Annotated in this window: 11 protein-coding genes; 2 read left to right on the top strand and 9 right to left on the bottom strand. The window is 55.4% G+C overall.

Annotated features, from left to right (window positions below):
- Positions 1–49: 49 nt before the first annotated feature.
- Positions 50–886, top strand: coding sequence for a DMT family transporter (locus WG219_12315; protein ID WXL24132.1), 837 nt, complete (start codon positions 50–52; stop codon positions 884–886).
- 72 nt (positions 887–958) lie between these two features.
- Here WG219_12315 and WG219_12310 read toward each other — a convergent pair whose 3' ends face one another.
- Positions 959–1,624 carry a response regulator transcription factor gene (locus WG219_12310; protein ID WXL24131.1) on the bottom strand — a complete coding sequence of 222 codons (666 nt, stop codon included), beginning with the start codon at positions 1,622–1,624 and terminating at the stop codon, positions 959–961.
- A gap of 98 nt (positions 1,625–1,722) precedes the next feature.
- Complete coding sequence (locus tag WG219_12305) at positions 1,723–2,280, bottom strand: PQQ-dependent catabolism-associated CXXCW motif protein (protein ID WXL24130.1); 558 nt, start codon at positions 2,278–2,280, stop codon at positions 1,723–1,725.
- A 288-nt stretch (positions 2,281–2,568) separates the two neighbouring features.
- Between WG219_12305 and WG219_12300 the strand changes: the two genes are divergently transcribed.
- The gene (locus tag WG219_12300; GenBank protein WXL24129.1) at positions 2,569–3,369 is read left to right on the top strand and encodes a transporter substrate-binding domain-containing protein; all 801 of its coding nucleotides are present in this window, start codon (positions 2,569–2,571) and stop codon (positions 3,367–3,369) included.
- Between the two features lie 6 nt (positions 3,370–3,375).
- On the opposite strand, the gene WG219_12295 is transcribed toward WG219_12300, so the two are convergent.
- The 7 genes from WG219_12295 to WG219_12265 all read right to left on the bottom strand — a co-directional run bounded on the left by WG219_12295 (position 3,376) and on the right by WG219_12265 (position 10,619).
- The gene (locus WG219_12295; GenBank protein ID WXL24128.1) at positions 3,376–3,543 is read right to left on the bottom strand and encodes a DUF2897 family protein; all 168 of its coding nucleotides are present in this window, start codon (positions 3,541–3,543) and stop codon (positions 3,376–3,378) included.
- A 76-nt stretch (positions 3,544–3,619) separates the two neighbouring features.
- Entirely contained in the window at positions 3,620–4,966 is a 1,347-nt protein-coding gene (locus WG219_12290) for a 3-deoxy-7-phosphoheptulonate synthase class II (protein ID WXL24127.1), read from the bottom strand.
- Between the two features lie 86 nt (positions 4,967–5,052).
- On the bottom strand, positions 5,053–6,840 hold the full coding sequence (locus tag WG219_12285; GenBank protein WXL24126.1) for an N-acyl-D-glutamate amidohydrolase: 1,788 nt from the start codon (positions 6,838–6,840) through the stop codon (positions 5,053–5,055).
- Positions 6,837–7,577 (bottom strand): sulfite exporter TauE/SafE family protein, encoded by a 741-nt coding sequence (locus WG219_12280; protein WXL24125.1) that lies wholly within the window; start codon positions 7,575–7,577, stop codon positions 6,837–6,839. Before WG219_12280 ends, WG219_12285 begins: the two co-directional genes overlap by 4 nt.
- Positions 7,577–8,359 (bottom strand): SDR family NAD(P)-dependent oxidoreductase, encoded by a 783-nt coding sequence (locus WG219_12275; GenBank protein ID WXL24124.1) that lies wholly within the window; start codon positions 8,357–8,359, stop codon positions 7,577–7,579. Before WG219_12275 ends, WG219_12280 begins: the two co-directional genes overlap by 1 nt.
- Complete coding sequence (locus WG219_12270) at positions 8,359–9,291, bottom strand: bile acid:sodium symporter family protein (GenBank protein ID WXL24123.1); 933 nt, start codon at positions 9,289–9,291, stop codon at positions 8,359–8,361. The genes WG219_12275 and WG219_12270 overlap by 1 nt, the downstream gene beginning before the upstream one ends.
- Positions 9,292–9,329: 38 nt before the next feature.
- On the bottom strand, positions 9,330–10,619 hold the full coding sequence (locus WG219_12265; protein WXL24122.1) for an NAD(P)-binding domain-containing protein: 1,290 nt from the start codon (positions 10,617–10,619) through the stop codon (positions 9,330–9,332).
- Between the last annotated feature and the right edge of the window lie 129 nt (positions 10,620–10,748).

Here is a 10,748-nt window from a genome sequence, read left to right as displayed (position 1 = left end):
GTCATGGGGATAATCAGTTGAATCAGGACTGCCTGCCCTAAGGTACATAATGACTGCGCTGGTTTTTACGACAATATTATTCGCCGCAGCTTTGCATGCGTCATGGAACGCCATTGTTAAAGCCGGTAAGGATACATTTCTAACGACGGTTCTTGTTTCGGCCTTTGCGGCGATTTGGGCGCTGATTGGCTTGCCTTTTTTACCTGTGCCAGACTCGCAAAGCTGGCCTTATATTTTTATTTCGACCCTCTTGCAGGTTATCTACTGCTATCTGTTAGCGACTGTCTATCGACTGGCCGACATGAGTTTGGTTTACCCGCTGATGCGAGGAGTGGCGCCAATCATTGTGGCGCTTACAGCAACGCATTTTCTGGGCGAAAAGCTTACAGGGCTAACCTGGTTGGGCATCCTGATAGTTTGTTCAGGTGTTTTGTTTGCTCTGGTAAGAATGAAAAGCGGCAACGCTAAGGGTGTGATGCTGGCACTGTTGAATGCCTTCATCATTGCCGGTTATACGTTGAGTGACGGTATTGGCGTGCGCCTTTCGGGATCGCCTGTGGCTTACACCTTGTGGGTGTTTTTGTTGGCGGGTGTGTTGATCTTGATCTGGCCGCTTGTGGTCCAGCGTCGGGCATTCTTCGCTTACACCGGGCAGAACTGGCGATTAGGGGCAGTTGGGGGAATGGGGGCGATTGCGTCCTACGGCCTGGCGCTTTGGGCCATGATCGGTGCCCCGGTGGCGGTCGTTGCTGCTTTGCGAGAGAGTTCAATACTGTTTGCGGCGCTCATTTCGTTCTTCATCCTTAAAGAACGGGTTGACGCTGTTCGGGTTATTTCAGCCTGTCTCATTGTTGTGGGTGTGGCGGTACTGCGCTGCGCGTCATAGTGCATGAGGGCAGGGTGGGTCAGCGGTGTGACCTCCCTGCGTTAGGCTGGCTAGCACAGTCTTGTGCGAGGCTCAGCGGCGCAAATAGGCTGCGAAATCAATGTCCCCGGCAGACAAAATAGCCTGCACACGATTGTGCACGTTGAGTTTGCGCAAAATCGCCGATACGTGTGCTTTTACGGTGGTTTCTGCAATGTCCAGGCTATAAGCAATCTGCTTATTTGACTCGCCTTTAGTCATACGCTCAAGCACCAACAGTTGTTTGCGCGTCAGGGCTTGCAGCAGCTCCGGTGGGAACGTTTGATGATCGGGGTTGCTACGTTGGGAGCCTGATTTCTGCGTACGGATGATATCCGGTGGCAGGTATACGTTGCCGTTGAGAATCTGCTGGATGGCATTGGTCATCTGGTTGCGCGGGGAGCTCTTGGTAATAAAACCTACAGCGCCGTAGGTGATGGCCTGCAGCACGATCTGTTTGTCTTGCTCGGCAGAAACAATCACAACAGGGATAGTGGGCGCTTCATTACGCAGGTTGATCAGGCCATTGAGGCCATGCATGCCTGGCATGTTCAGATCGAGCAGGATCAGGTCCAGATCGTCGTGTTCGTGGGTCAACGCGAGCGCGCTGTCCAGATCAGCGGTTTCCATGATGGTACTGCCGGGAAATCCATCGGCAATCACGCTGCAAATGGCTTCGCGAAACAGTGGATGGTCGTCGGCGATCAGAATCTTGTACATGGCCTTGCCCCTGATTTTTGTGGTTGTGGCATGGATGTGGCTGTTTTCAGCTCTAAACCTCCCTGGTCATTTTTTCTCTAATGTCCTGTAGAGAGTGTTTAGCGTGCTGGTGTAAAGGGTTCCGGTTGGGCTGGAACGAGCTGCAAACCTGCTTGTTGCCAAGCATCAACACCATCTCTGAACCAGTACAGGTTGCTGTAACCCAATTGATGGGCTCGTTTCACGGCGTTCCAGCCTAACCAGCAGTCGGAGCGGCAGTAGAAGACCATAGGCCAGCTCTTATCGCCATGACTAATGCGTTTTAGGTTGTCTTCGAAGTACTGCTGCCAGTACTGATCCAGCTTGCCCAAGCCTGTATTGGCCAGCCAAATGCTTCCGGGTAAGTTGGCGTGTATTTCGTCCTCAATAAACTGTCCATGCAGCCATTGGCGACCGTAAACGTCAATCAGTGCAACGTCCTTACTGTTCAGCAGGTTTTGTAGTGATTCTGTATCGAGAGTATGGGCATGTTCAGCATGGGCGGGTGTAGGGCTCCGGTAGTGGCTGCTGCGGAACCCGTCTGCATTAAACAGATCCGGAGCGCCCTGTGCAGGGACACTCAGCAGTAACCCAGTAAGCAGTGATAGCCCTAACGATAGGGGCATGCAGCGCATCATTGCCTTAAGTCTCTGTTCTTCTTGTGCGGGTATTACAGGGCAAAGGTTGGGTTTTGTGAATCCTACATTGGTCAGCAAAACCAGTACTAAAGTAGTAACTGTTTTTGGGTGTAGACGACCCTTGTGGTGAGTTCATTCATTAGCGTAACGAGTGTGAAGGGTGATGCTGAAATGATGGCGTCACAATATGGCAAGTGTCATGTGTGTAAATAACCTGTGCTCACCTGTTCGAGATGCAAATCATCGCTTAGGCTGTGTGGATTAGTGTAAGCGAGCTTGACTAGCCAAATGCCGATGCTTAGCCGGTTATTGCACCAGTTTCTAATGTTATTTGGGGGGCTGCTAATTAGTGGTGCGAGTTTTGCTGCTCAAGAAGTCCGTGTGGCTGCTGCTTACTTCCCACCTTATGTATACAAGCCTGACCATGATTATGCTGAAGGGTTACAGGCAGGGTTGCTGACTGTCCTTAACGAAAGCCAGACTGAGTTCCGCTTTGTGGCGGTACCCACTTCACTGATGCGACGTTTTCGCGATCTGGAACAGGGACGAACCGATATGAGCTTATTTGAAAATCCTCTATGGGGATGGAGTAACTTTGCCAACCACCAAATTGACATGGGTTTAGTGGACACAGAGGTTTTTGTTGCGCGAAAGGAGCCAGGGCGTACCCAAGCGTACTTTGACCGCCTTGATGGAAAACGCTTGGTCTTATTCGCGGCGTATCACTATCGTTTTGCTGATTACAGAATAGAGCCTGCATTTTTGAGCAGCGAGTTCAATGCTGTGTTAGGGCACTCTCACGAGAGCAATTTACTTATGCTGCTGCATGGGCGTGCAGACATTGCACCCATGACACGGTCCTTCATCGAGAGCTACATCATGCGCAACCCGCGGTATTCCGACCGGGTGATGATCTCCGAGAGGGTCGACCAGGTGTACCGTCACCAGGCGATTCTGCGCGAGGGCGCGCCGATCACGCCTGAGCAGTTCACAACGATTTATGAAGCGTTGCGTGACAGTGGCAAACTTCAGAACATTTTTGGCAATTACGGCATCACCGTACTTCCGCGATCTGCAATGACTCGCTGAACCGACTCAACGATCCTGAGCGTCTTTGCGTTCCTGCTCAACTTCCCGCTCTTTGATTTTCTTGAGCTGTTCGTCTGTCAGCGGCAATGGCTTGGCTGTTCGAAGCAGCACCGTTAAACCACCGGCGATAGCAGCCAGCGAAAGTAGTATTAAAAGTCCTACAGACCAAGTCATCGCGTTAACTCCTCTATTTATTCTTAACCATAGACGATAGAGCTGTTGGGCTGCCTGTGAGCAGCCCAACGGATGCTCAACGGCGCACTTGCTTGAGCGTTTCAGCAATCATAAAGGCCAGCTCCAGGGACTGGTCAGCATTCATGCGCGGGTCGCAGTGGGTGTGATACCGGTCGGACAGATTGTCTTCCGTGATTGGCCGTGCGCCGCCTGTGCACTCGGTGACGTTTTGCCCGGTCATCTCAATATGAATCCCGCCCGCATAACTGCCTTCGGCCTGATGCACGGCGAAGAACTGTTTAACCTCAGCCAGAATCTGCTCGAACTCACGGGTTTTGTAGCCTGTGCTGGCTTTGATGGTGTTGCCGTGCATCGGGTCTGAACTCCACAACACGTTGCGACCTTCACGTTGCACGGCTTGGATCAGTCGCGGCAGTCCCGCTTCAACTTTATTGGCGCCCATACGTACGATGAGGTTGAGGCGTCCAGGGTCATTGTCCGGGTTGAGGATGTCGATCAAACGGATTAGTTCTTCACTGTCCATGCTAGGCCCGACCTTGACGCCGATCGGATTGCCAACGCCGCGCAAGAACTCGACATGGGCGCCATCAAGCTGGCGGGTACGGTCGCCGATCCACAGCATATGCGCCGAGCAGTCGTACCAGCCGCCGGTGAGGCTGTCTTGGCGGACGAAGGCTTGTTCGTAGTTTAGCAGCAGTGCTTCGTGGGCAGTAAAGAAGCTGGTTTCACGGACCTGCGCAGCGCTGTCCATACCGCAGGCACGCATGAACGCCAGGGTTTCATCAATGCGGTCAGCCAGTTGGCTGTACTTCTCGCTCAGGGCTGAGTTGGCGATGAAGTCGAGGTTCCATTTATGCACCTGATGCAGGTCGGCAAAGCCGCCTTGGGCAAAGGCCCGCAGCAAATTGAGGCTGGCCGTGGACTGGTGGTAGGCCTGGAGCAGGCGTTCCGGATCAGGGACGCGGCTGGCTGCATCGAAGCTGATGCCGTTGACGATATCGCCGCGGTAGGCGGGCAGGGTGACGCCGTCGATGGTCTCGTCATTAGCTGAGCGCGGCTTGGCGAACTGGCCTGCCATGCGCCCGACTTTGACGACCGGACAGCCCGCAGCAAAGGTCATGACAATGGCCATTTGCAGCAGCACTTTAAACGTGTCGCGGATTTTAGCTGCGCTGAACTCAGCAAAGCTCTCGGCGCAGTCGCCGCCCTGTAGAAGGAAGGCCCGGCCTTGGGTCACTTCCGCAAACTGGCGCCGTAACTCCCGGGCTTCACCCGCGAACACCAGCGGCGGGAAGCCTGCCAGGGTGCGTTCTACTTGGGCCAGGTGATCGGCATCAGGGTATTGCGGCTGTTGCTGGATGGGTTTGCTTCTCCAGCTGTCGGGTGTCCAAGCGTGCTGCATAGCGGTTCTCGATATCAGTCCATTTCAACGAATGAAACATCTTAACTGATAATAATTACCGATATGCGGCACGCTTTGGCCGATGTTTATGCCAGTGCCGGTTGCATACCGCTTACGGGCTGGCGTGACAGGACCTGTTCGCTGGGCAGGAAACGGCCAAAGTCACGGGTTTTGCCCAGTGTGTCAGGGAAGCCTTGTTCGCGTTGGTAGGCGATGCGGCCATTGATCAGGGTGGCCTCAACAGCGGCATCGTTACGTTTCACAACGCGCACCAAGCCCAGTACTTCCATAGGGGCTTCGTGCATTTCGTCCAGCTCATCGGTTAGCCCTTCAGGGTTGACGATGACCAGATCAGCGCGGTCGCCGACACGAATATAGCCCGCATCTACGCCGATAAAGTCAGCCAATTCGCCAGTCAGGCGGTGGATGGCGTGGCCCAGTTCCATAAACGGTGCGCCTTCCAGTTGTGCATCACGCACATACTTGAGGAAGCGCAGCGGGAAGTTGTATTGAGCGATGGAGCGCAGGTGGGCACCCGAGTCGGCAAAGCCGGGTTGAGTCCAAGGGCTGGCCAGCAGCTGGCGCATAATGGGAATGCGCACGTTGCCGTAGCAGGTGGTCCACTTAAGTTCTTCGCGGTACTGGCAGGCCAGTTCGAAGTAAGCGTCCACAGGATCGAGGCCGCGTGCCTGGCCGAGTTGTTTGAAGTTTTTGCCGACCATCTCTTTATCCGGGCAGTCGATCACCCAGCAGTCAGAGAAGTCACGGTGCCACAGGCCTTTGGTGAGAACTGCCTTGACCTGCTTCTTGAACAGGGCGCGGAACTCGGGCTCTTTGACTTTGCTGTACAGCTCATCCGGGTCTTTGATGTTGCGCAGGATTTCCCCGGCGCCAAACTCCTCAAAGGCATTCACGTTGAGTCCTTCAAGGTGCAGGTTGAAGGGGGCAGGTAACGTCTGCCAGCGGAAGTGCCCGCGCAGGACTTTATTAGCCAGCCAGCCCGAAGCACGGGTGATGCGGTGCAGGAACGGCTGCGCCTTGAGGTCCAGGGCGGTCAGCATCGAGCACTTAAGCGGCTTACGGAACCAGCCGTGGGCTTGCCAGAGGAAGGCAAACACGTTGACCTTGGTTACGGCGTTTGGCGCGCCCTGAAGCACGGCGCCGCGACGACGGAGCACAGCAAACAGGCGGGAGAATTCTTTCCAGGTGGCGAACGTGGAGGGCAGCGGACTGGACCAGGCGCGGTCGCCGTCCATCTTGTCCAGGCGGGTGGTCATCACCGACAGACCAATACAGCCTGCGTCGAGTGCTTCTTCGAGCAGCTCTTCCATGCGCTGCATTTCAGCTTCCGTAGGCTTGACCCGGCTGGTTGCGCGTTCGAGGCCCATCACTGCTACACGCAGCTCTGAATGACCCAGGAAGGAGTTCACGTTCGGCCCCAGCTCCAGTTGATCGTAGAAGGCGCGGTAGCCTTTGGCATCGCGCCAAGTTTTCTTCTGCTCAAGGATGGGCAGGACGTATTCGCGGGGTACTGCTTCTACGCGGGTGAAAAGGTCGGAGCAGTCCACAGCATCGGCCAGCACCATGCTGATGGAGCACGAGCCGATGGTGACTGTGGTAACGCCGTGGCGCACCGACTCTTTCAGGGCCGGCGCGGCAATCACCTCGGCATCGTAGTGCGAGTGAATTTCAAGGAAGCCTGGGGTGATCCATTTACCGCTGGCGTCGATCACGTTGGGGCAGCCGCTTTCATCCAACGGGCGCAGGCTCAACACATCAATACGGCCGTCTTTAATGCCGATGTGTCGAATTTGACCCGGTTGGTTGCTGCCATCGAAGTACAGGCCGTTTTTAATAATGATGTCGTGGCTCATATCAGGCTCCATGGGGCAAGAAGCAGGCCGCCGGTGACCAGCAGCAACAGGTAAATCGCTATACGGAAGTGTTGTTCGTTAAAGCGTTGATGCAGGCGCTCGCCCAGCCACACACCGATCAACAGCAGTGGGGCGTAGGTGAGAATCTGTGGCAGGGCCGGTTGCAGACGACCGTCGAACAGGAAGCAGATCGTCAACAGGCTGTTCAGGGTGAACCACACGGTCACCAGAGTGGCGCGAAGACGGGCTTTATCCAGCGGTGTGCCTGCCAAGGCAAAGACCAGCAGCGGCCCGCCCGATGCAAATAGGCCATGGCTAATACCCGCACACAAACTGATGATGCGGTTAAGCCACATGGGCCTGGCCTGCTGGGCCAAATTGCGACGCAGGCGCCACAGCTCGCGGGCCGCAAACCACAGCACCAAGGCGCCAAATAGGCGTTTGGCCAAGGCAGCATCCAGCCAAGGCAGAATCACATAGCCAATCAGGGTGCCGAGCACCATACCCGGCAGAATCATGCCCAGCAGCAATTTGCGGTCGATTTGACTGCGGTGACGCCACACCAGAAAACCAGTCATGCAGATGTTCAGCGGAACCAGAATCGGTAGCAATTGCTCAATTGGCAGCAGCAGTGCCCCTAGCGACAGAGCAATCACAATGCTGCCAAAACCGGTGATGGCTTCAAGCGTGTAGGCCAGCAGAATAAAACCAGCCAGGGCGATCCAGGCAAATTCCATCAACCCATCTCCCCAGCAAATCGTTCACTCATCTTGCGGTAATAAAAGCTTGGCGCTATTCGCCAAAGCAGACTGGCTAACCAACTGCCACGATCGGGGAATAGGCGCTCAACACCCTTTTCGTGGGCCTTGAGGATCTGTTCGGCCATCCAGTCGGCCCCGCGGACTTTGCCGATGGTTGAGCGTTTGTGTTGGGCTGCATGGCCATCAGCGCCCAGAGCGTTGCGTTCAATGGGGGTATCGAGAAAGCTGGGGTAAACCATCAGCATGCTAATGCCGTCTTGCCTGACCTCGGCGCGTAATACCTCAAAAAACTGAGCCAGAGCGCTTTTCGCCGCACAGTATCCAGCGCGGCCGAGCACCGGCATCCAGCCCGCCATGGAACCAATGGCGATGATCTGACCCTGGGTTAACTGAAGCAGTGGCAGCGCCTTGAGTGTTAGCTCTGCCGGGGCGTGATAGTCCACGGCCATAACTTTGCGGAACACGGCCGGGTCTGTGCGCATGGTCGGTGAGCGGTGGGTAATGCCCGCGTTATTGATCAGTACATCGAGTCGGCCAAAGTGCTCCTCACAGGTACGAATCAATTTTCGCTGGACGTCCGCATCAGTTATGTCGCCGCTGACCCCATACACGTGCTCTTTGCCTAGGGTGGCAACTCGCTCGGCCAAGCAGTCGGCATTCATGTCATTGAGCAACAGACCGTAGCCCTTGGCGTGATAGGCGCGTGCAAGCTCCCAGCCGAGGCCGCTAGCGGCCCCGGTGATTAGTGCGATTTGCATCAGTGACTGCCTTGATTAATAGACGATGGCGCCAGATCGGAGGCGGCGGGTGCCGAGCGCGACCAGTACAGTGCCAGTAGCAGACCGGCTAACAGCTGCCAGCAGCCCCAGAACGCGGCGATCAGCAACATGCCACCGGCTTGCGGGAAGAAAGTGAAGATCAGTGCCATGCCCAACGCTGAGTTATGGATGCCGGTTTCCAGCGTGACTGCACGCACATCCGCTTCAGGCAGGCGCCACAGGCGGGCACAGATGTAGCCTAAGCCAAGGGCCATGGTGTTGAGCAGAACCACCAGCCAGAAGAACAGATGGAAGTGCTCCAGAAACTGGTCGTAGTTCTTGATAAAAGCACCACCAACGAACGCAATCAGCACCAACAATGAAAAGTTGCGCAGCGGGCGCTCCAGCTTCTGCGCCAACAGCGGGCGAATTTTGCCGATAAACATGCCCAAAGCCATCGGCAGGATCAGTACCAACAGCACCATCAGCAGCAAGCTGATTGGATCAACGCTGATCTCGGTGAGCAGCGCCCGGGTTTGCGGGTTGATGCCCGCATACAGAGCAAAGTTCAGTGGGGTGAAGATCCCCGCCGTTACACTTGAGACAGCCGTGACGCTGGCCGACACCGCCACGTTGCCCCGGCCAATCCAGGTCATGATGTTGGAGAAAGTGCCGCTGGGGCAGGTTGCTACCAGAATCATGCCCATGGCCAGTGACGGATCAATCGGCAAGAGAATGGTCAGCAGGCAGGTGGACGCTGGCAGCAAAACGAACTGAACCAGCATGCCGATCAGCGGTGCCTTAGGTGCGAGCAGGATTCGCCTGAAATCATCTACGCGCAGTTCTAAGGAAACACCAAACATCATCAGCGCGATGATGGCGTTAAGGCCAATCATCGCGGTGGGGGAAAACTCAAGGTTAACGGCCGTCATTGCGTATTACCTAATGCATGCAAGGTTTATAGGTTTTGTTATTTTTTTAGCTCGGCAATCAGCTGCCTGAGTGTGGCCCGATACGTGTCTTTGTGCACGTAGTAGGCCATGCGATCAAGTTTCAGGTAGTTATAGCCACCGTCCTCGCGGCTATTGCAGCCCGCTGTCACACGCTGGCGGAATGTTTGAGCGGCTTGCGGGTTGTTCTTTTGCTGGCGGATGGACAAGGCCACCAGTTCTGCCTGCTCATCCCGGCCCTGCCAGCCAAGGCCAGAGGCTTCCACCATGCCCATCATGAACAGGTCATCGTATTGGGGGTGGAAGATGTTCAGGTACAGCTGTGGCGCGCCAGCCTCTTGCGGCCAGTTGAGGTGTTTACGCTCGATGAACGGGTAGTTCAGTTTGTAGCCAGTGCCTTGCAGAATCAGGTCGTATTCGGCTTTATGCCCATCGCTGAAGGTTACTGTTTGGCCTTCGATGCTGGTTACATCCTTACGCGCTTTGATGTCACCATGACCGAGGTAGTGCAGAACCAGCGAGTTCATCACAGGGTGCGATTCGTAGAGCTTGTAATCCGGGTCTGGTAGCCCGTATTGAGAAGGCTTGCCCACCAGTGTGCGGATAATCAGACCATCGACAAATTGCTTGAGCGGACGAGGTAGCTTGACCGCTCCACCCAGGGTGTCTGTCGGACGGCCCCAGGCAAACTTAGGTAAGAAGTAATAACCACGGCGCACGGAAATATCCACCGACTTGGCGCGGTGCACGGCATCCACGGCAATGTCGCAGGCCGAGTTGCCGCAACCAATCACCAGCACACGCTTACCACTGAACACATCGGCTGAGCGATAGTCGCTTGAGTGCATCAGCTCACCGCTGAAGGTGCCGGGCAGGGCGGGTTGGTTAGGTGTATGCAGCGTGCCGTTGGCGATCAGGACGCCATCCACCAGCCATTCACGCTGTTGCCCATCAGACTCTGTAATGAGTTTCCAGCCTTTTTCCAGGCGCTCTACGCTGCGAACACTGGTGTTGAACTGGAAATGCTTATACAGATCGAAGTGTTTGGCGTAATCGCGGAAGTAACGGCGCATCTCGCTGTGGTGCGGGTAGGTGGCAACGTCATCTGCAATCGGGAATTCGGTGAACTCTGTGGTGCTTTTGGATGAAATCAGGTGTGCCGAGTCGTACATGGTGCTGTGAGGGTTATCAATATCCCACAAGCCACCGACGTCGCTGTGCTGCTCGAAACCCACAAACTCGATACCGTACTTCAGCAACTGGCGGGCAGTACAGAGACCCATTGGGCCTGCGCCGATGATGGCATGCATGATGACCTCACGATTCGTTTTTGTATTTTGTGGATTGCCGACTCACGTGTCAGTCAGCGGCTGCGACAAATTATCGCGTGACCTGGGGTAGTGAGCTCAATGACAATTGGCGACTTTCGCCTGATCAAA

The sequence above is a fragment of the Pseudomonas mendocina genome (assembly GCA_037482215.1).
GTDB lineage: Bacteria > Pseudomonadota > Gammaproteobacteria > Pseudomonadales > Pseudomonadaceae > Aquipseudomonas > Aquipseudomonas mendocina_E.
This window is presented reverse-complemented; position numbering and strand designations above follow the sequence as displayed.